Genomic DNA, 20,171 nt, shown 5'->3' on the forward strand with positions numbered 1-20,171 from the left:
CGCACGGCCATCGTGCTCCTGCTGGTGCCTTCCGGTAACCGCTCCGTTACCGTGTGCCGTGGATCATGCTGGGTGTGGGGTGGCTGCGGAAGATCGTCGCGTACGCGCTCGCCGCGCTCTCCGTCGGGGCGATCGCCTGGTGCGTGGCCGCGGCCAGACCGGTCACCACCACGGTTCCGCGCCCGGCCCCCCACTCGCCCTCCCTGCTCGAGACCTACGGGTTCCTGGAGCACGCTCCGCCCCGCACCCCTCCCGAGCTGACCACCGAGGTCACCGTCGCCGACGCGACGGACGCCGACCTGGCCGCGGTCCCGGAGGGGAAGATCGACGAGCGCCTCAGGCAGATGAAGATCACCGTCGTCCATCGCCTCACGCTCGACAGCACCGACCAGCAGGCCGCGATCCTCCGTTCGGAGGGCGCCTTCCCCGACGACATCCAGGGCTTCACCGACCGGCAGCTCGGCGCGGTGAAGGCCGAGGACACCGCCGTCCTCGCCGCCACCACCAGGCTCGCCCCCGTGCTCACGACCTCGAACGGGCGCACCACCATCCGCTTCACCCTCACGCTGCTGCGCCAGGTCGAGCAGGACGCGCTGCCGAGGCTCGACTTCCTGCCGCCCACCGCGACAGGGGCGGTGCCCGAGCGGAAGATCACGGTGATCTCCCCGCAGTGGATCGTGTTCAGGGCCGAGCGGGTCACGCCCGACCGCGAGGGGGCGGGGCGGCTGGAGTTCACCGCCTACGCGGGCCCCGCGCACCTCCATCTGGCCCACAGGACGTACGGCAGGCCCGACGCCACGCAGCAGGACCTGTTCTCCTGGACGCCCGTGCTCAGCGTGTTCACCGCGATCGCGCTGACCGTCTACCTGGCCAAGGCGCTCGGACCGGCCTGGTGGCGGCGCATGTCCAACCGCGAGCTGGCCGCGGGCGCCGGCCTGTGCGCGGTGGCGCTCACGTTCGCGCTCTTCATGGCGGACATGCCGTACCTGGGGCCGGTGATCCTCTTCGGCGCGCTGCCCGTGCTGGCGCTCCGGCACGCGCGCAGGGTCGTGCCGGGCCCGCCGCCGTGGACCTCCAAGGACGCGCTGCTCGTCACCGGTGTCGGCGTGCTCGTCGCCAGCGGCATGCTGGCCTGGTCGTTCATCCACGGGCAGGTGCCGCCGGCGACGCTGGCGGTGGGCACCGCGACGGCGGCGCTGGCGGCGGCGGGCTCCGCGGTCGCCTTCGGCGCCGACCTCGGCATCGCGGTCCTGGTCGCGCGGCTGGCCGCGGTGAGTGCCGGCGTCGCCGTCGGCGCCCTCGCGCTGGCGCTGTGGGTGCGCGCGCTGATGAGCGGCGGCTACTTCCCGCCCGACAGCGTACGGCTGGTCCTCGCGCTGTGCTGGTCCCTGATCCCGATCGCGGGGGCGGCGGTCGCCACCAGGTCGTGGTCGCGCACGGCGATCGTGGTGGCGGTCCTCGGCAGCCTGTTACTGCTCGGCTGGCCCACCGAATGGCTGGACACCGGCTCGTGGAGCGTCCAGCCCGACCAGCGGCCGCCGGAGAGCCCGTTGCCTCCCGTGCTCGGCCAGCCGCTCAACGAGGTGACCCGCGGCGTGCTCGGGCTCCTGCTGCTGACCTTCGTGCTGTTCGTGCTCAGGTTGCGCCGTCTCGGCGCCGATCTGGCCGCCGTGGCCGACCCCGCCGTCCAGGCGACGGTGCTCGTCTGCCTGATGGTGCTCTATCTCACTCCCCGCACCGACGCCGACTCCAGCGTGATCGACCTGCCGCTGCCGTCGCTGGCCATCACCTCACTGGTGGCGTGGGCGGCGGCGGCGTGGCTGCTGCTCGGGCCGCGGCCCGAGATCCCCGAGCCCGCCTCCCGCCTCGAGCACCGCGAGCTGATCAGGCAGGCGCTGCACCGGCGGCTGCTGCACGTGTCGGAGCAGGAGCTCTACCGGCTCGGCCGGGCCAGGCTGGGCGCGGGCGAGATCACGATGGAGGACTTCGAGCAGCAGCGCCTCGCCCTCGACCGCGCCCTCACCAAGGACCCTCCGCACACCGAGACCGCCTTCGCCTCCTCGGCGGGCTGCTCGCCGTGGCAGAACGGCCTGGCGGCGTTCGTCGTCAGCCTGCTGCTGTCGCTGCCCTTCGCGCTCATCTACGGCTGGCCCTCGGGGGTCGAGCTGACGAGCTGGGTGTTCGACTCGCGCTTCCTGGTCGCGCTGCCCGCCTTCGGGTTCGTCTACGGCTACTTCTATCCCCGCCTGCGGGGCACGCAGCCGGTCACCAAGGCGCTCTACCTGATGAGCGCGGCGCTGGTCACCGAGCTGTCGGCCTACGTCCCCTCGCTCGTCGACCCCGACATCGGCGGCTGGGACAAGCTGCAGGTGCTGGCGATCGTGGTCGGGCAGGTCGCGCTGGTCTGCATCGGCCTCGGGCTCTACTGGGAGTGGCGGATCATGTACGTCGCGGGGGAGCCGTGGGCCAGGGTGCGCAACGTCAGGAGCGTGCGCAGCCTCGCCACCCCGGTGGTCGCGGTGGTGATCGCGGCGGGCACGGCGGCCGCGACGTCGGCGGCCGGCAACACCGTTGACCGCATTCTCAAGGCGGGCTCCTCCACGAGTCAGAGCGCGCCCTGAGCGGCGAACAGGTAGTTGCGCCGGGCGGTCGTCACCGAGTTCACCCTGGCCCAGCGGCCGCGGTGCCAGGCGTACATGAGATAGCCGCGCTCGCGCAGCGGGTCGGCCAGGTCGGCCGCGGTCATGCCGTACTTGTCCAGGTGGCGCTCCTCGATCTCCAGCAGCAGCGCGGGGCGGTGCCTGTCGATGGTCCGCGCCGCGCCCTCCAGCACCCTGGCCTCGAACCCCTCCACGTCGACCTTCATGAAGGCGACCCTGTCGATGCCGTGCTCGTCGCAGTACTCGTCGACGCCCCGCACCTCCACCTTCAGCGTCCTGGTGGAGGAGAAGGAGATCGACCTGCTCGGACGGCGCTGGCCGGTCCGCAGATGCGCCCAGCCGTGGATGGGCAGGCCGAACCGGTACGGCAGGGTCATGAGCTCGCGGCCGGGCGCCGGGCCGAGCGCCGCGTTGGTGACGCGGATGCGCTCGGCCCCCGAGACACGGCGCCCCGCCGCCAGGAGACGGAAGGGGTTGGGCAGCGGCTCGAAGCTGTGCACCTGCCCGCCGGGCCCGACGAGCGCGGCCAGCGGATAGGTGTACATGCCGTAGGCCGCCCCGATGTCGAAGCAGACGTCGCCCTGCCGGACCAGCCGGCCCAGCCCGCGGATCTCCGGCTCGCTCAGCGCCAGCGCGGCGCCCGCGCGGAAGGCGCCTGCCATGAGCTCCAGTCTCGTCAACATGATCTCCCCGTCGGTGTGGTGACAGGGAGACGGTAGGAAGGCGAAGGGTGCGCGGGGATCCCTCCGTGGAGCGCATTACCCGGTCTCGCGCTCACCCCACGGGGGCAGTCACCCGCCGGGGACGACCAGCCCGCTCTCGTAGGCGAAGACCACGGCCTGGGCCCTGTCGCGCAGGCCGAGCTTGGCGAACAGGCGGCCGACGTGCGACTTCACCGTCTCCTCTGCGACCGTCAGCTCCGCGGCGATCTCCGCGTTGGCGAGCCCGCCCGCGATCAGCCTGAGCACGTCGGTCTCGCGGGCGGTCAGCGCGTTGAGCCGCAGCGCCTCCCGGGTGTCGGCCGGCCGCCGCGCGGCGAACTCCTCGATCAGCCTGCGGGTCACCGAGGGCGCGAGCAGCCCGTCGCCGGCGGCGACCACCCTGACCCCGTTGATCAGGTCGTACGGCGGCGCGTCCTTGAGCAGGAACCCGCTCGCGCCGCTACGCAGGGCGGCGTAGACGTAGTCGTCGACGTCGAAGGTGGTGAGGATGAGCACCTTCGTCGGCTGCCCGGCCGCCATGATCCGCCTGGTGGCCTCGAGGCCGTCCATGCGGGGCATCCTGATGTCCATGAGCACCACGTCGGGGCGCAGCTCGCGCGCCGCCTCGACCGCCGCCATCCCGTCGGCGGCCTCGCCCGCGACCCGCATGTCGGGCTGGGCGGCCAGCAGCGCGGCGAACCCGGCCCGCACCATGCCCTGGTCCTCCGCGACCAGAACCGAGATCATCGTCACCACCTCACCGCGCAGGCTCGCCATCGGACCCCAGGGGCAGCATCGCCCGCACCGCGAAGCCGCCCTCGCCGTCCGGCCCGGCCGCGAGCGAACCGCCGAGGGCGGCGACCCGCTCGCGCATGCCCTCGAGGCCGCCGCCCGACCGCAGCGGCGACAGCGGCGCGGGCGGCCGCCCGTTGACCACCTCGATCACCAGGCTGCCGCCTTTCTCGTCGAGGTGGGCGCGGACCACGGTCGAGGCGCCCGCGGCATGCCTGACCACGTTGCTCATGGACTCCTGCGCGATCCGGTAGGCCGCCTGCGACACCTCGTCGGGCACGGCGGGCAGCGGATCGGGCAGCTCCAGCCGTACGGGGAGCCCGGCGCTCCGCGTGGCGGCGACCAGGCCCGGCAGCTCGGCCAGCCCCGGCTGCGGCGCCGACGGATCGCGCAGCACGCTCAGCAGCTGCCGCAGCTCGCCGAGCGACGAGCGGGCGGCGGCGTTGACGGCCTCGAACTCCGCCGCCACCCGCTCGGACATCCCCTCACCGATGCGGTAGGGCGCGGTCGCCGCCTGGACAGCGATCACCGACATGTGGTGGGCCACGACGTCGTGCAGGTCTCGCGCGATCCGCGCGCGCTCCTCCAGCACCCTCCGCAGGCCGCGTTCCTCGGCGATCCGCAGCGTGCTCTCCCTCCTAGCCCTGCTGGCGTGCCCGAGCAGCAGCGCCACGACCAGCGCCAGCGCCCAGGTCAGCACGCCCGTCGCGGTGTTCGGCCCGCCGGCCACGACCAGCGCCGCGATGGCGCAGCCGACGCCGAGCGTGATCGCCAGCGCGGGCAGCGCCACCCTCAGCGGTACCGACAGGGCGAGCACGTAGAGCACGATCAGCGGAACGGGCAGCTGGTTGAGGTACCAGGGCGGCACGACGAGCCCGCCCACGAGCACCGTGAAGGGCGTGGTGACGGCGAGCCCCGCCACCATCGCCCACCACGCCGCCATCGGCCGGTACCAGCACAGCGCGACGGGCAGCGCCAGCAGGAGCGCGACCAGGACGCCCGCGAGGTCACGCAGGATCAGCGCGTTGGCCGCGAACAGCAGGCCCGCCGCGACCATGAACGGCCACCGCCACAGCATGGGACGCGGCTCGAAGCGCACGGAGGCGGGGATCCGGGCGCGGTGGGCCGCACTCAGCACCATGGGTCAGTGCGGAGGCAGCTCGCTGCCCCTGACATGGGTGCACAGCCAATCGATCAGCTCGGCGTAGTCGCGCCACGTGACGCGGACCCTGTCGGCCGCCGCCTCGGTGTGCACCCACGGCTCGGGCTCGAAGTGGCGGCCGAAGTAGAGCGAGCGGTGCCGCAGCAGCTCGATGCGCGGATGGTCTTCGGGCACCCCGCGCGGCCTGGTCTTGAGCCGGTCGCCCTCGGCGACGTAGCCGCGCTCGGCGAGCCCGTCGGCGATGCGCTGCAGCCGCTTGCCCGACAGGTCCTCGTCGACCGCCGCGCGGTAGCGGGCCACCTGGTCGGAGGCGGTGGAGTACCAGCCGCCCGCGGTGTAGAGACCGGTGGCGTCGATCCGCACGTAGCGGCCGATGCCCGGCATGAGCTCGATGAAGGCGCCCTGGTGGGTCTTGTAGGGCGACTTGTCCTTGGCGAACCGCACGTCCCGGTACGGCCTGAACAGCTGGGCCACCCCGAACTCCGGAGCCAGCTCCTCGGCCAGCGCGAGCATGGGCTCCCTGACCGCCTCCTCGTAGAGCTGCCTGTGGCGGGTGAAGTAGACCTTGCTGTTGTCCGCCTCGAGGCCCTCGTAGAAGACGAAGGCCTCGTCGGGGAAGCCGGTGAATCCCATGCTCACAGGGTGCCATGCGGCGCCGGCGGTCAGCGCCGCCGCCGCTTGGCCGTACCGAAGATCGAGCGGCTGATCTCGCGGCCCAGCGAGCTGGCGGCCGACCTGGCGAACGACTTGAAGATCGACGAGCCCAGCACCGACTCCAGCACGGACGGCTGTTCCGGAGCCGGCGCGGGTGGCACTGGTTCGCGCGGCGCGGGTTCGGGCGCGGCGGGCGGGGGCGCCACCCGCGCGGCCAGCAGCTCGTAGGCCGACTGCCGGTCGATCTCCTGGCCGTACCTGGACCGCAGCGGCGAGGCTGCGACGATGCCGGCGACGACCGAGGGGTCCGAGGGCGCCATGAGCGAGCGGGGCGCCTGCAGTCTGGTCCACGCCACCGGGGTGGGCACGCCCTTGTCCGATAGCACGGTCACGACGGCCTCGCCGATGCCGAGCTGGGTCAGCAGCTCCTCCAGGTCGTAGGAGGAGTGCGGGAAGGTGGAGACCGTCGCCTTCAGCGCCTTGGCGTCCTGCGGGGTGAAGGCCCGTAGCGCGTGCTGGACCCTGGCCCCGAGCTGCGCCAGCACGTCGGCGGGCACGTCCTTGGGCGTCTGGGTGACGAAGAACACGCCGACCCCCTTCGACCTGATCAGCCGAACGGTCTGGGTGATCGAGCGCAGGAACGCCTTGGAGGCGTCGGTGAAGAGCAGGTGCGCCTCGTCGAAGAAGAAGACGAGCCGGGGCTTGTCGGGGTCGCCCACCTCGGGCAGGTCGCCGAACAGGTCGGCCAGCAGCCACATCAGGAAGGTGGAGAAGAGGACCGGCCGGTCCTGCACCGAGGGCAGCTCCAGGATCGAGACCACGCCCCTGCCGTCGGGCGTGACCCGCAGCAGGTCATGTGTGTCGAACTCGGGCTCGCCGAAGAACTGGTCGGCGCCCTCGGCCGACAGGTTGGTCAGCGCGCGCAGGATCACCCCCGCCGTCTGCTTCGACAGGCCGCCGACGCCCTTCAGCACGTCCGGGTTGTCGATCAGGTACTGGATGACCGCCCGCAGGTCCTTCATGTCCAGCAGCGGCAGGCCGTTGGTGTCGGCGAAGTGGAAGACGAGGCCGAGCGACGACTCCTGGGTCTCGTTCAGCTCGAGCACCTTGGCCAGCAGCGTCGGCCCGAAGGCGGTCATCGTGGCGCGCAGCGGCACACCCTCGCCCATCCCGCCCAGCGCGTAGAACTCCACGGGGCACGCCACGCCCGACCAGTCCTGCCCGATGCCCGCCGTCCGCTTCAGCAGCCCCTCCGAGGACTCGCCCGGCGAGGCCATGCCGGACAGGTCGCCCTTGATGTCGGCGAGGAAGACCGGCACGCCCTGCTCCGACAGCTGCTCGGCCATCACCTGGAGCGTCTTGGTCTTGCCGGTGCCCGTGGCACCGGCCACCAGCCCGTGCCTGTTGAACATCCGCAACGGCACCCTGATGGGCGCGTCGGGCCGCGGCTCGCCGTTCTCCATGAGGACGCCCAGCCGCAGCGCCGGCCCCTCGAAGTCATAGCCCTGCGTCATCGTTCGGTGTACTTCCTGCCGGGATCGGGTGTCCTGCCGTACAGCTCGGAGACGGTGACGAACTTGTAGCCCCGCTTCGCCAGGACGTCGATCACGTCGGGCACGGCCTCAACGGTCGTGCGGTGGATGTCGTGCAGGAGCACGATCGAGCCCCGCGTGGCCCTGACCGCGCGCTTGGCCACCACGGAGGCGACGCGGTCGCGCCAGTCGAAGGTGTCGACGTTCCACAGGATCTGCGCGAGCTGCTCCCTGCGGGTCTCCTCCGCCACCCGTTTGCCGGTCGACCCGAACGGCGGCCGCATCACCCTCATCCGCACCCCCGCGACCCGCTCGACCAGGTCCTGGGTGCGCAGGAGCTCCCGCCTGATGCCCTCGATCGGCAGCGTGGTGAGCTGAGCGTGGCTCCACGAGTGGTTGCCGAGTTCGTGCCCCTCCTCGACCATGCGCGCCAGGTTGTGCTCCTTGTCGGCCGCCACCCTCTGCCCGACCACGAAGAAGGTCGCCCTCACCTCGCGCTCGTCGAGCAGGTCGAGGAGCCACCGCGTGTAGTCACCTGGGCCGTCGTCGAAGGTCAGCGCCACGCACTTGGCGTATGTGCAGTCGACCCGCTCCACCGGCCTGGGCCAGCCCGGCTGCGCGGCGGCGAGCGACCGCGCCAGGACGTCGGACTCGACCCTGACCGGAACCCTCGCGCTGAGCGGGACGGCCACGGGCCCCTTCGCCACCTCGTGGGCGCCGCAGCCGGCCGCCAGCAGCAAGGCGAGCAGCCCTGGCCACACCCGCATGCTTCCCCCCGAAAGCGACACGGGGGATCACATCACGGATAATCCTGAACCGAGCCCCCCCGAAGCTCTTTTGCCAGGTCTTCCCACCAGACTGGGACATCAGCCTGCAGTTCCGTGTAACGACGCGCCACGCGTATGGCACATCCAACCGGATCCGTACCCAGATGCCGACGTTTCACCGCGCCCTCCTGCCAACGGTAAAACCCCTCACGGAACCGCACGACCAGCCCGATCCATACCGAGAGAGTGGCGTCATCTCCCACCTCGTAGGCGCTGGTCACCCCCAAGCCGGTCAGCTCCGCGTGAAGCTTCTCGATCGCAGCACGGGACTCAGACAACGCACAACCCCCTGTCGAGGACGTGTCGCACAACAGGGGATGTACCCAGCTTGCGCACGATCGAGTCCGGGAACTCCGGGGTTTTGGAGCCTAGTGGTCAGGGGTCTCCCTCGGCTCGCTAACGACCATCACCATCCGGAGTTCCTCCCGGCCCTCGTTGGCGTAGCGGTGGGGGCGATCGGCGGAGAAGACGACGGCGTCGCCCGTCGCGACCGCGTGGCTCCTGCCGTACACGGTCAGCGTCAGCTCGCCCGACAGCACCCACAGCATCTCGCGCGCGCCCGGCAGGTGCGCGTCGCCGTCGTGGTGCTCGCCGGGCGCGAGACGCCACTCCCACAGCTCCAGGATGGCGGGGGCGTCGGTACCGACCAGCAGCCTCGCCGAGCCGTCTCCCTGCTTGAAGGTGACGATCTCGGCGGCGGGCACCACCCGCACCAGCGGGGTGTCGGAGACCTCCAGCAGGCGGGCGACGCTGACGCTGAGCGCGTCGGCGATCCGCACCAGGGTGGTGATGCTCGGGTTGGTACGGCCCTGCTCGACCTGCACCAGCATGCCGCGGCTCACCCCCGACCTGGCGGCAAGGGCGTCGAGGGTCAGCCCGCGGTGGGCGCGCTGGGCGCGCACGTTCGTGGCGATCGCCGCCGTGATCGTCTCGGGATCCATGAAGTCCAGTGTAGTGAACACTCTTATCAATGTGCTGTACTAAGCGCATGACAACTGCGGTGATCTTGGCGACAGCGTGCGCCCTCGTGTACGGCACAGCGGACTTCTGCGGCGGCCTGGCCACGCGACGATCCCGTGTGCTCTCGGTCGTGGTGCTGTCACAGATCGCCGGATTCGCCCTGGTGCTGGCGATGCTGCCGGTTCTGCCCGGAGCGCCGTCCGAGGCCGCGGTCACCTGGGGTCTCGGCGCCGGCCTGGCCGGAGCGGCCGGGCTGGTGCTGTTCTACCGGGCGCTGGCCACCGGCGTGATGTCGGTGGTGGCGCCCACGACGGCGGTCACCTCCGCGGCGCTGCCGGTGCTGTTCGGGCTGATCAGCGGGGAGCGACCGGCGGCCGTGCAACTGGTGGGCATCGCGCTCGCGCTGCTGTCGGTGCTGCTGGTGAGCAGGAGTCCGGCGACCGAGCAGCGCTCCTCGCTCACCTCGATCGCCACCGCGCTGGCGGCGGGCGCTGGCTTCGGCGGCTTCTTCATCCTGCTCGGGCAGGCCCCCGAAGGCAGCGGCCTGTGGCCCCTCGTCGGCGCCAGAATCGCCTCGATCAGCCTCGTCGTGCTGCTGGCCCTCGTCACCCGCAGAACGCTGAAGCCGGGCGAAGGCGCGCTCGGCATCATCGCGCTGGCCGGGGTGCTCGACATGGCGGCCAACGTCCTCTACCTGCTCGCCGAGCAGGAGGGCCTGCTCAGCCTGGTCGCCGTGCTGGTCTCGCTGTACCCGGCCAGCACGCTGGTCCTGGCCCGGTACGTGCTCGGCGAGCGGTTGCAGGGCATCCAGGTGGCGGGGGTCGCCTTCGCGCTCGGCGCTGTCGCGTTGATAGCCGTTGCGTAGTTAGTCAAGCGCTTGTTACGGTCTGGCCGTGCATCCGGACCGGACGTTCAGGCATGTCGCCGTGCCGTACGACTCCGATGAGGGTTTTCTCCGGATGGTCCTGCCTCGCGTCCGGCACGCGCTGGCCGAGGGCAGACAGGTACTGGTGGTCACCGACGCGGCGAAGCTCGCGCTGCTGGACGTCGAGGTCGACACCAGGCTCTCCAGCCGGTGGTACGGTCACCCGCACCGCACGCTGGCCGCCTACCTCGACTACATGCGGGGGCGGCGGACACTGGTCGTCGGCGAGCCGCCGTGGGAGAGCTGGGACGAGCGCGAGTCCAGGGAGTGGATCCGCTACGAGTCGATCACCAACGCCGCGCTCGGCGGGGTCGACGCCACGCTGCTGTGCCTTTACCGCACGGAGTTCGCGGCGCGGGCCTACCTCACCCACCCCGAGGTGCTCAGCGTCCGCTACGTGGATCCGCGGTCGCTGGTGCTCGACGGCGACCAGGCCCCGCTCCCCGAGCCGAACGGCACGGCGATGGTGACGTCGTTCGCCGCCCACACGCTCAACCGGCTGCGCAGGCGCGTCTCCGACTTCGCCAGGGAGGCGGGCATGGACCGCAACCTCGTCGCCTCGCTCGTGCTGAGCGTCTCGGAGATCGCCGCCAACAGCGTCGAGCACGGCGCGGGTCACGGCACGGTCGCCATGTGGACCGAGGGCGACGAGGTGGTGTGCGAGGTCCTCGACCCCGGCGGCGCCGCGCTCGACGACCCGTTACCCGGCTACATACCGCCAGAGCCCGAATCCCCTCGGGGATACGGGCTCTGGATAAGTCGTCAGTTGTGCGATCACGTTCTGGTACGGGCCGACGGCGGCGGCCTGCGCGTGCGCCTGCACATGAAGAAGGCCTAGGCGGCGGCACGCTGGGCGGGAAGGCGCACGGCGCCCTCCTCGAGGGCGTAGCCCTCCAACATGGACCGCAGCTGTCGACGACCGCGGTGCAGCCGGGACATCACGGTTCCAATGGGGGTGCCCATCCGCTCGGCGATCTCCTTGTAGGGAAAGCCCTCAACATCGGCGAGGTAGACCGCGACCCTGAAGTCCTCGGGCAGCGCGCGCAGGGCGTTCATCACCGCGCTGTCGGGCAGCCGCTCGAGCGCCTCGGTCTCGGCGGACTTCAGCCCGCTGGACATGTGCGACTCAGCCGCGTGCAGCTGCCAGTCCTCGACCTCCTCGGCGGCGGCAAGCTTCGGCGAGCGCTGCTTCTTGCGGTAGTCGTTGATGAAGTTGTTGGTCAGGATCCGGTGCAGCCACGCCTTGAGGTTGGTGCCCTCGCGGAACTGGTGGTAGGACGTGTACGCCTTGGCCACGGTCTCCTGGACGAGGTCCTCGGCGTCAGCCGTGTTGCGGGTAAGGCGCATCGCGGAGGCGAACAGCTGCGAGGTCACCGGAACGACGTCTCGTTCGAACCAGTCCTGGCGCTGCTCATCGGTCATAGTGATCATAGAATCCCCCTCCGTGCTCTCCCCCCGGATGCCTGTCAATCGCCCAGGAGTAATCATCCTCGCAAGCCCGGCGTAAGGGCGGCGTTAGGCGTTCTACCTGGTCAGGGGGCCGATCGGTCCGTATGCTCGCGGCGTGCACCATCACGTCCACGGCCGGACAAGTCTCATTATCGTAACACTCTCCCCTCAATTTTCCATGGATAGTGGTCAGAGTCACATGAGATAGCGTATTGACCATGGAATACGTGGACCGTCACGACAGTCGAGCCCGGCGCTGGGTGGCTGAGGCCATTCGCAAGGTGGAGGCCGACACCAACCGCAGCTCTGACACTCACCTCCATGTGTTTCCGCTGCCCCCGCACTGGGGGGTAAACCTCTATCTCAAAGACGAGTCGGTCCACCCCACTGGTTCACTCAAGCACCGGCTGGCCCGTTCCCTTTTCCTCTACGGGCTGGCGAACGGCTGGATCGGTCCCACCACCACGATCGTCGAGGCCTCCAGCGGCTCGACCGCGGTCAGCGAGGCGTACTTCGCCCGGTTGGTCGGCCTGCCCTTCGTCGCGGTGATGCCCGCGAGCACCTCTCCCGAGAAGATCTCGCTCATCGAGTTCTACGGCGGCAAGTGCCACCTCGTCGAGGACCCCTCCTCGATCTACGAGGAGTCGCGCAGGATCACCGCGGAGACCGGCGGCCACTTCATGGACCAGTTCACCTACGCCGAGCGCGCCACCGACTGGCGCGGCAACAACAACATCGCCGAGTCGATCTACGCGCAGATGTCCATGGAGCCCTATCCCGAGCCCGAGTGGATCGTGGTCGGCGCGGGCACCGGCGGCACGTCCGCCACGATCGGCCGCTACATCCGCTACCGGCGCTACAGCACGCGGCTGGCGGTGGTGGACCCCGCGGGCTCGGCGTTCTACCCGTCGTGGACGTCGGGCGAGGAGGTCGCCGCGCCCGGCTCGCGCATCGAGGGCATCGGCAGGCCGCGCGTGGAGCCCTCGTTCCTGCCCGGCGTGATCGACAGGATGATCCAGGTGCCCGACGCCGCCTCGATCGCCGCGATGCGCTGGGTACGTGAGGTGACCGGGCGCGACGTGGGCGGATCCACCGGCACGAACGTGGCGGCGGCCGTGCAGCTCATCACGGAGATGCGGGCGGCGGGCGACCAGGGCAGCATCGTCACGCTCATCTGCGACAGCGGCGACCGCTACCGATGCACGTACGGCGACGACGCGTGGCTGGCGTCGAAGGGCATCGACATCGCCCCCGATCTCGCGACCTTCCGTTCCTTCCTCACCAGTTAGTACGGCAAGCCGGATCTGGCGCCTCCGCGGGAGCGTGGTCCCGTCCGCCGAAGGCGCGCCGCCCAGCAGGACTTCGGCGGGCCGCCGTCACGCCGTCCGTAACGGCGGCTCGCCACGCGCTCCCGGTGATGCGTAGCCCTGGAAAGACGCCGGCCCCGCGCCGAGGGTGGCGCGGGGCCTTGCGTTGCCGTACAGGAGTTGCCGTACGGGAGGAGAAGAGCAGGGTCAGGCCGCGCGCGCCGGGTCGACCTCGAAGATCTTGGCGAGGTCGTCGAGGATCGCGTGCGCGCCCTGGATGCCGACCGCGCTCATCCACGTGGCGTCGTTCACGTCGTGCTTCTCACCCTTGAGCTTGCCCCACAGTGGGTTGTTCACGAACTGCTTCTTCGGGCCCTCCGCCGACGGGTCGGCGTAGGTCGAGACGAAGATGTGGTCGGCGTCGAAGTCGGCGATGCGCTCCTGGCTGATGTCCACGGCGATCGCGTTCGGGTCCTTCGGCTGGTCGGCGGGGCGCGGGAAGCCGACGTCCTTCAGCACGATGCCCGAGTAGGAGTTCTCGACGTAGAGCCTGGTCGTCGGCTCGCCGGCGAAGCGGACCACCGAGACGGTCGGCAGCTCGCCGTCCTTCGCCTTGATCGCCTCGCCGATCTTGGCCGCGCGCGCCTCGAAGTCCCTGAGCCTGGTCTCGGCGAGCTCCTCCTTGCCGAGCGCCTGCCCCATCAGGCGGACGTTCTCCTTCCAGATGGCGCCGGTGGTCTCGCTGAACACCGTGGGCGCGATCTGCGACAGCTTCGCGTAGAGGGCCTCGTGCCGCACCTTCGCCGAGACGATCAGGTCGGGCTTGAGCGCCATGATCTTCTCCAGGCTCGGCTGCTCGAGCGTGCCGACCGGCGTGGCCTCCTTGCCGTACTCGGTGGCGACGGAGCCGAGGTAGTCCGGCAGCTTGTCGTCGATCGAGCGGTAGGTCGTGTAGCCGACCACCGGGGTCTCCAGCGTGAGCACCGCGTCCACGAAGCTCTGGTCGAGCGCGACGACACGCTTGGGCTGGGCAGGGATCTTCGTCTCGCCCATCGCGTGCTTGATGACGCGGAACGGCTGCCCCTCGGCGGGCTGCGTCCCGGCGGGCTGGCCGGCGGCGGTGGTGCTGGTCGAGCCACAGGCGGCCAGGCCCAGGCTCAGTACGGCCCCCGCCACGCCCATGGCCACGGCGCGAAACGCTCTCATCCGGATCCCTCTCACATTTAGGTTAGGCAAACCTCATTTAGATTAGCTATGCCTAAGCTGGCATACTTCACCCGGGTCGGCAACAGCGAGGAGGAGCAGGTGAGGAGACGCACCGCCGTGTTCGGCGCGCTTCTCGCCATCGTGGCGATCGCCATCGTGATGAGCATCACCATCGGCTCGAAGCCGGTCCCGCTCACCGACGCCTGGCACGCGCTGACCTCCCCCACCGGCACCGAGAACGACATCGTCATCCGCTCGCTCCGCGTGCCGCGCACCGTGCTCGGTGTCCTGGCGGGCATCGCGCTCGGCGTCGCGGGCGCGCTGATGCAGGGCCACACCCGCAACCCGCTGGCCGACCCAGGACTGCTCGGTGTCACGCAGGGCGCGGCGTTCGCCATGGTCGCCAGCATCATCTTCCTCGGCATGACCAGCCTCTACGCCTACATCTGGTTCGGGCTGGCGGGCGCGCTGATCGCCAGCGTCGGCGTCTTCGCGCTCGGCATGGTGGGCGGCAGAGGCGGCCCGACCCCCGTCACGCTGGCCCTCGCCGGCACGGCGGTCAGCGCCTTCCTCTACGCGCTCACCTCGGCGCTGGTGCTGATCGACGAGCAGGCCATGGACGTCTTCAGGTTCTGGCAGTCGGGCTCCATCGCCGCGAGGGGCGCGGAGGTCGTCTGGCAGGTGCTGCCGTTCATCGTGGTGGGCCTGCTGCTCGCGCTGATCAACGCCCCCGGTCTGAACGCCCTCTCCCTCGGCGAGGACGTCGCCCGCAGCCTCGGCCAGAACATCGGGCTCACCAGGGGCATCGGCATCGCCGCCGTCACCCTGCTGGCCGGCGCGAGCGTCGCGGCGTGCGGGTCGCTATCCTTCATCGGGCTCATCGTCCCGCACCTGGTCCGCCCGCTGTCGGGCACCGACCACCGGTGGCTGCTGCCGTACTCGGGGCTGGTGGGCGCGGCGCTGCTGCTGTTCGCCGACGTGATCGGCCGCGTGGTCGCGCCGCCCGGCGAACTGGAGGTCGGCATCGTGCTCGCCCTGATGGGCGCCCCCTTCTTCGTCGCGCTGGTCAGGCGCAGGAAGCCGGTGCGGCTGTGAGCGCTCTCGCCCTGCGGGTCGCAGGTCTCTCCTGGCGGGTAAGGCCGCGCGGCGTCGTGGTCACCGTGGGCGGCCTCGCCGTCGTCGTGCTGCTGATGGCGCTCAACATGCGCATCGGCGACATCCCGATGAGTGTGGCCGAGGTGCTGCGCGCGGTCGTCGACGCGGGCAGCGACAACCACTTCGTCGTCATGGAGCTGCGCCTGCCCCGCGCGCTGACCGGCGCGCTCGTCGGCGCCGCCCTCGCCCTGGCGGGCGCGATCACCCAGTCGATCGCCCGCAACCCGCTGGCCAGCCCCGAGATCCTCGGCGTCACCACGGGCGCCTCGGTCACCGTGGTCGCGGGCGTGGTGCTGAGCGGCAGCGCGGCGGGCGGCGTCAGCGGGGCGCTGGCCACCTTCGGCATCCCCGCCCTCGCCCTGCTCGGCGGCCTGGCGGGCGCGGTGATCGTCTACTCGCTCGCGTGGCGGCGCGGCCTCGACGGCTACCGGCTGGTCCTGGTCGGCATCGGCGTGGCCGCGGTGTTCACGAACGTGAAGTTCTGGCTGCTGACCGTCGGCGACGTCAACGACACCGGCAGGGCCATGGTCTGGATCAGCGGCTCGCTCAACGGCCGCGGCTGGGAGCACGTCGGGCCGGTCGCCCTCGCGCTGGCCGTGCTGATCCCCGCCACGCTGCTCGGCACCCGCTCGCTCGACGCGCTCCGCTTCGGTGACGACACCGTGACCTCACTCGGCGTGCGGATGAACCTCGCGCGCGGGCTGATGATCCTGGCCGCGGTGCTGCTGGCCGCGGTCGCCACCGCCTCGGCGGGGCCCATCGCCTTCGTCGCGCTGGCCTCCCCGCAGATCGCGCTGCGCCTGACCAGGTCGGCCCAGCCGCCGCTGCTGGCCTCCGCGGTGATCGGCGCGTTGCTCACCACCGCCGCCGACCTCATCGCCCGCACCGCCTTCTCCCCCATCGAGCTGCCCGTCGGCGTCGTCACGGCGGTGCTGGGCGCGCCGTACCTGATCCACCTCATCTGGAGGGCCCGCAAATGAGACTCCAGGCACGCGACGTCCGGCTCGCCTACGGCGAGCGTGTCATCGTGGACGGTCTCGACCTCGGCGTCGAGGCGGGCACCGTCACCACGATCATCGGCCCGAACGGCTGCGGCAAGTCCACGCTGCTGCGCGCCCTCGGCAGGCTCATGAAGCCCACGGGCGGCGAGGTCCTCCTCGACGGCAAGCGCATCGACAAGATCTCCACCCGCGAGGTCGCCAAGGTCCTCGGCATGCTGCCCCAGTCGCCCACCGCGCCCGAGGGGCTGACCGTGGCCGACCTGGTGGCCAGGGGCAGGCACCCGCACCAGACCTGGTACCGCCAGTGGTCCTCCGACGACGAGTCGTCTGTCGCCGAGGCGCTGACCATGACCGGGCTGGCCGATCTCGCCGAGCGTCCACTGGACGAGCTGTCGGGCGGGCAGCGCCAGCGCGCCTGGATCTCCATGGCGCTGGCCCAGGGCACCGACCTGCTCCTGCTCGACGAGCCGACCACCTTCCTCGACCTGTCGCACCAGGTGGAGGTGCTGGAGCTGGTACGCCACCTGCACCAGGAGGCGGGCCGGACCATCGTCATGGTGCTGCACGACCTCAACCTGGCCGCCCGCTACACCGACCGCCTGGTCGCCATGCGCGAGGGCCGGGTCGTCGCGGCGGGCACCCCGCACGAGGTGCTGACCGAGGGTCTGCTGCGCGAGGTGTTCGACCTGGACGCCAAGGTCATCGCCGACCCGGTCGCGGGCACCCCGCTGGTGGTGCCCATCGGCCGCAGGTCCTAGCCCGGGTCATCGACGGCGCGGCTCACGGCTCGGCCAGCGCGCGCCGTACGTCCCCGTCGCCGGGGGACAGTTCCCTCGCCCTGAGGAGGTCGGCGCGGGCCTCTTCCGTCCTGCCCAGCGCCCGCAGCGCCACCGATCGGTTGAAGCGCAGCTCGGCGCTTTCCGCCAGCTCGATCGCCCTCGTCAGGTCGGCGACGGACGACGCGAGGTCGCCGTTCTCGTAGGAGAGCACGCCCCTGGCCGCCAGCGCGGTCACCATGGAGGGGTCGCGCTCCAGCGCGGAGCCGAAGGCCTTGTAGGCCTCCTCCTGGTGCCCTTCGGCCGCCTCCACCTGCCCGAGCACGCACAGCAGGTAAGGGTTGGCGGGGTCGCGTTCGGCATCCGCCCTCGCCCTGGCGTACTCACCCATGGCCACCAGCAGCCCCGCCCTGTTGACGTAGGCGTCGGTGAAGCCGGGATCCAGCTCGATCGCGTAGTCGAGGTCGGCCAGCGCGCCCTCCAGGTCACCCTCCGCGAAACGCAGCTCGGACCTGTTGTAGTAGGGCTCGGGGAAGGGCGGCCCGACCCGCATCGCCGTCTCGTAGTCGGCCCGGGCCTCCTCGGGCCTACCCAGCTTGAGCAGGAGGTTTCCCCTGTCGAGGTAGTAGTCGGGGTAGCCGGGGTCGGCGGCGATCGTGTAGTCGAGGTCGGCCAGCGCCGCCGTGCTCGTGCCGCGCAGCAGCGCCCGGTTGGCGCGCAGGACCAGCTTGTGGATCGGCTGCTCGCGGGGGGCGAGGTCGCTCTCGGCCAGCTCGATGGCCCGCTCGACCAGGTCCGCGGCCTCCTCGAAGCGGCCCCTCCGCACCTGCACCAGCGCCTTGCCGTTCAGGTCGAAGCTCAGGTGGAAGGCGCGCAGCCGGGGGTCGGGCAGCAGATCGGTGATCGTGATCGCCTCGTTGATCCAGGCCAGCGCCTCCTCGGGGTCGCGCATGGCCGGGTCGTGATGCCTGACCAGCAGCATCGCGGTCGCGTAGGCGCAGGTGGCGCGGTGCTTGGCGGTGACGCTCACCTTTCTGGCGTGGTCGAGCAGCGCCCGCGCCTCCTCCTCCCGCTCCAGCGCCGCCAGGGCCGTGGTGGTCCGGTGCAGGATTGTCCACCACTCCTCCGAGTCCTCGGCCAGCTCGGGCAGCAGCAGCGCGCCCGCCTCGGCCATCGCGTGGTGGAAGCCCTCGTTGCGGTAGCGGTCGGTGTCGAGCGGCAGCGTGCCTTCCCTGGGCGTGCTCGCTCCGTCGGCGATCACCAGCAGCTGCGCGGGCACCCTGCGCCCGAGCACCTCCAGGAACTCGGTGTCGGTCGCGTCGGCCTCGCCCGCGTTGGCGACCGTGACCGTCAGGGGCCCGCCGCGGCCCAGGTGGTCGCGGACGAACTCGGCCAGCCCGTTGGCCAGCCGCAACGTGCGGCGGGGCGCGGGCACCAGGATGCGCTCCTCCTGCGCCACGCGGTCGGCCAGCGACGACCGCCGGGCCGGCACCAGCTCCCTCAGCCCGGGAGCGGCGGCCCTGATCTCGATGTCGTGGGCGTGGACCAGCTCGGGCCAGCGCGCGAGCGCCTCCGGCACGAGCACGTGCAGCAGCCCACTGGCCAGCGTGTACGGACCGCGCAACCGCCGATCGGCGTCAAGAACGATCTGGTTCATGAGATGCGGAAGGGAGCCGATGCCCTCACCGTAGGCACCGACTCCCTCAGCCTTGGTCAGGCCGCGTGCTTCGGCGTCGCGGCACCGGTCAGCTTGACCGTGCCCGGCTTGTGAACAACGACCTTCTTCATGCGGTCCTCTTTCGGGATCAATGACAAACGATCGCCCAATATCAACACGGGAACGGTCTACTCACAACCCCCCGACCGGTAAGGGACATTTCCCTACAGGTCTCCCTACTGTCGCTCCAGAAGCGAAATATTCGCCTGGTCAGTCACCCAGGATGGCGTCGACGAACACCTCGGCGTCGAAGGGCGCCAGGTCGTCGGGACCCTCGCCGAGACCCGCCAGCTTGACCGGCACGCCGAGCTCTCGCTGCACCGAGATGACGATGCCGCCCTTGGCCGTGCCGTCGAGCTTGGTCAGCGCGATGCCCGTGATGTTCACCACTTCGGCGAAGACCTGGGCCTGGCGCATGCCGTTCTGGCCCGTCGTGGCGTCGAGGACGAGCAGGACCTCGTCGACCGTCGCCTTCTTCTCGATGACGCGCTTGACCTTGCCGAGCTCGTCCATCAGGCCGGTCTTGGTGTGGAGCCTGCCCGCGGTGTCGACGATGACCACGTCGACCTTGTCCTCGATGCCCTTGGCCGTGGCCTCGAAGGCCACCGAGGCGGGGTCGCCGCCCTCGGGGCCACGCACGACCTCGGCGCCCACCCTGTCGCCCCACGTCTGCAGCTGGTCGGCCGCCGCGGCGCGGAAGGTGTCGGCCGCGCCGAGCACGACCTGCTTGCCGTCGCCGACCAGGGAGCGGGCCAGCTTGCCGGTGGTCGTGGTCTTGCCCGTGCCGTTGACGCCGACGACCAGCACGACCGCGGGACGCTCGCCGTGCTTGGCGACGTGCAGGGTGCGGTCGAGCTCGGGGTCGATCTGCTTGAGCAGCTCCTCGCGCAGCAGGCCGCGCACCTCCTCAGGGGTGCGGGTGCCGAGCACCTTGACCTTGGTGCGCAGCTCCTCCACCATCATCTGGGTCGGCGCGATGCCGACGTCGGCGGTGATGAGGCGCTCCTCGATCTCGTCCCAGACCTCGTCGTCGAGCCGGTCTCTGGACAGCAGCTCCAGCAGGCCCTTGCCGAGGGTGCTCTGCGAGCGGGCCAGGCGCGAGCGCAGCCGCACCATCCGGCCGGCGGACGGCGGAGGGACCTCCAGCTCCGGCGGCTTGACCATGGTCTCGGCCGGCTTGGCCGGGGGCGGCACCGTGGTGGTGGTGCCCTCTTCCTCCGGCGCAGGCGGCTTGACCTGCGGTTCGGGGGCGGGCTTCACCTCAGGCGGCTGGACCGGCGGAGGCGCGGCCTTTCCGCGCGGCCTGAACAGGAAGAACATGCCGCCGGCCGCCAAGAGGGCGACGAC

The 20,171-nt window shown here is 71.0% G+C and carries 20 protein-coding genes; 7 read left to right on the forward strand and 13 right to left on the reverse strand.

Going from position 1 to position 20,171, the window contains the following annotated elements; all coding sequences use genetic code 11:
• Positions 1-74 precede the first annotated feature (74 nt).
• Complete coding sequence (locus H4W81_RS28045) at positions 75-2,621, forward strand: hypothetical protein (protein WP_192777560.1); 2,547 nt, start codon at positions 75-77, stop codon at positions 2,619-2,621.
• Here H4W81_RS28045 and H4W81_RS28050 read toward each other — a convergent pair.
• The 8 genes from H4W81_RS28050 to H4W81_RS28085 form a co-directional block, all read right to left on the reverse strand.
• Positions 2,606-3,343 (reverse strand): FkbM family methyltransferase, encoded by a 738-nt coding sequence (locus tag H4W81_RS28050; RefSeq protein WP_192777561.1) that lies wholly within the window; start codon positions 3,341-3,343, stop codon positions 2,606-2,608. The genes H4W81_RS28045 and H4W81_RS28050 overlap by 16 nt on opposite strands.
• A 108-nt stretch (positions 3,344-3,451) precedes the next feature.
• The gene (locus H4W81_RS28055) at positions 3,452-4,108 is read right to left on the reverse strand and encodes a response regulator (RefSeq protein ID WP_192777562.1); all 657 of its coding nucleotides are present in this window, start codon (positions 4,106-4,108) and stop codon (positions 3,452-3,454) included.
• Between the two features lie 10 nt (positions 4,109-4,118).
• A complete protein-coding gene (locus tag H4W81_RS28060; RefSeq protein WP_192777563.1) occupies positions 4,119-5,294 on the reverse strand; it encodes a sensor histidine kinase in 1,176 nt (391 codons plus the stop codon).
• A 3-nt stretch (positions 5,295-5,297) separates the two neighbouring features.
• Positions 5,298-5,948 carry a DUF2461 domain-containing protein gene (locus tag H4W81_RS28065; protein WP_192777564.1) on the reverse strand — a complete coding sequence of 217 codons (651 nt, stop codon included), beginning with the start codon at positions 5,946-5,948 and terminating at the stop codon, positions 5,298-5,300.
• Between the two features lie 29 nt (positions 5,949-5,977).
• On the reverse strand, positions 5,978-7,483 hold the full coding sequence (locus H4W81_RS28070) for a helicase HerA-like domain-containing protein (protein WP_192777565.1): 1,506 nt from the start codon (positions 7,481-7,483) through the stop codon (positions 5,978-5,980).
• Positions 7,480-8,268 (reverse strand): polysaccharide deacetylase family protein, encoded by a 789-nt coding sequence (locus H4W81_RS28075; protein WP_192777566.1) that lies wholly within the window; start codon positions 8,266-8,268, stop codon positions 7,480-7,482. The genes H4W81_RS28070 and H4W81_RS28075 overlap by 4 nt, the downstream gene beginning before the upstream one ends.
• 32 nt (positions 8,269-8,300) lie before the next feature.
• The gene (locus H4W81_RS28080; protein WP_192777567.1) at positions 8,301-8,606 is read right to left on the reverse strand and encodes a hypothetical protein; all 306 of its coding nucleotides are present in this window, start codon (positions 8,604-8,606) and stop codon (positions 8,301-8,303) included.
• Positions 8,607-8,696: 90 nt separating this feature from the next.
• Complete coding sequence (locus tag H4W81_RS28085; RefSeq protein WP_192777568.1) at positions 8,697-9,269, reverse strand: helix-turn-helix domain-containing protein; 573 nt, start codon at positions 9,267-9,269, stop codon at positions 8,697-8,699.
• Between the two features lie 47 nt (positions 9,270-9,316).
• Here H4W81_RS28085 and H4W81_RS28090 point away from each other — a divergent pair, with 47 nt between their 5' ends.
• Both H4W81_RS28090 and H4W81_RS28095 read left to right on the forward strand, forming a co-directional pair.
• Positions 9,317-10,153 (forward strand): DMT family transporter, encoded by an 837-nt coding sequence (locus H4W81_RS28090; protein ID WP_192777569.1) that lies wholly within the window; start codon positions 9,317-9,319, stop codon positions 10,151-10,153.
• Between the two features lie 28 nt (positions 10,154-10,181).
• Positions 10,182-11,051: an anti-sigma factor RsbA family regulatory protein gene (locus tag H4W81_RS28095; protein ID WP_192777570.1), complete on the forward strand. Its 870-nt coding sequence runs from the start codon at positions 10,182-10,184 to the stop codon at positions 11,049-11,051.
• On the opposite strand, the gene H4W81_RS28100 is transcribed toward H4W81_RS28095, so the two are convergent.
• Positions 11,048-11,644, reverse strand: coding sequence for a sigma-70 family RNA polymerase sigma factor (locus H4W81_RS28100; protein WP_192777571.1), 597 nt, complete (start codon positions 11,642-11,644; stop codon positions 11,048-11,050). The genes H4W81_RS28095 and H4W81_RS28100 overlap by 4 nt on opposite strands.
• Positions 11,645-11,880: 236 nt before the next feature.
• Here H4W81_RS28100 and H4W81_RS28105 point away from each other — a divergent pair, with 236 nt between their 5' ends.
• Positions 11,881-12,951 (forward strand): PLP-dependent cysteine synthase family protein, encoded by a 1,071-nt coding sequence (locus H4W81_RS28105; protein WP_192777572.1) that lies wholly within the window; start codon positions 11,881-11,883, stop codon positions 12,949-12,951.
• 225 nt (positions 12,952-13,176) lie between these two features.
• Here the strand turns inward: H4W81_RS28105 and H4W81_RS28110 are convergent, their stop codons facing one another.
• Complete coding sequence (locus H4W81_RS28110) at positions 13,177-14,175, reverse strand: ABC transporter substrate-binding protein (protein WP_192777573.1); 999 nt, start codon at positions 14,173-14,175, stop codon at positions 13,177-13,179.
• A 48-nt stretch (positions 14,176-14,223) separates the two neighbouring features.
• On the opposite strand from H4W81_RS28110, the gene H4W81_RS28115 reads away from it, so the two are divergent.
• The 3 genes from H4W81_RS28115 to H4W81_RS28125 are packed head-to-tail and all read left to right on the forward strand — an operon-like array spanning position 14,224 to position 17,089.
• Positions 14,224-15,270, forward strand: coding sequence for a FecCD family ABC transporter permease (locus H4W81_RS28115; protein WP_192777574.1), 1,047 nt, complete (start codon positions 14,224-14,226; stop codon positions 15,268-15,270).
• The gene (locus tag H4W81_RS28120) at positions 15,267-16,310 is read left to right on the forward strand and encodes a FecCD family ABC transporter permease (RefSeq protein WP_318782005.1); all 1,044 of its coding nucleotides are present in this window, start codon (positions 15,267-15,269) and stop codon (positions 16,308-16,310) included. Before H4W81_RS28115 ends, H4W81_RS28120 begins: the two co-directional genes overlap by 4 nt.
• Positions 16,307-17,089: an ABC transporter ATP-binding protein gene (locus H4W81_RS28125; RefSeq protein ID WP_192777575.1), complete on the forward strand. Its 783-nt coding sequence runs from the start codon at positions 16,307-16,309 to the stop codon at positions 17,087-17,089. The genes H4W81_RS28120 and H4W81_RS28125 overlap by 4 nt, the downstream gene beginning before the upstream one ends.
• Before the next feature lie 22 nt (positions 17,090-17,111).
• Here the strand turns inward: H4W81_RS28125 and H4W81_RS28130 are convergent, their stop codons facing one another.
• The 3 genes from H4W81_RS28130 to ftsY form a co-directional block, all read right to left on the reverse strand.
• A complete protein-coding gene (locus H4W81_RS28130; RefSeq protein WP_192777576.1) occupies positions 17,112-18,764 on the reverse strand; it encodes a tetratricopeptide repeat protein in 1,653 nt (550 codons plus the stop codon).
• Between the two features lie 56 nt (positions 18,765-18,820).
• Positions 18,821-18,943 (reverse strand): hypothetical protein, encoded by a 123-nt coding sequence (locus H4W81_RS48820; RefSeq protein ID WP_264083190.1) that lies wholly within the window; start codon positions 18,941-18,943, stop codon positions 18,821-18,823.
• Between the two features lie 91 nt (positions 18,944-19,034).
• Positions 19,035-20,144 (reverse strand): signal recognition particle-docking protein FtsY, encoded by a 1,110-nt coding sequence (gene ftsY / locus H4W81_RS28135; protein WP_192781085.1) that lies wholly within the window; start codon positions 20,142-20,144, stop codon positions 19,035-19,037.
• Positions 20,145-20,171 lie beyond the last annotated feature (27 nt).

Origin of the sequence: Nonomuraea africana (assembly GCF_014873535.1) — a bacterium.
Lineage (GTDB): Bacteria > Actinomycetota > Actinomycetes > Streptosporangiales > Streptosporangiaceae > Nonomuraea > Nonomuraea africana.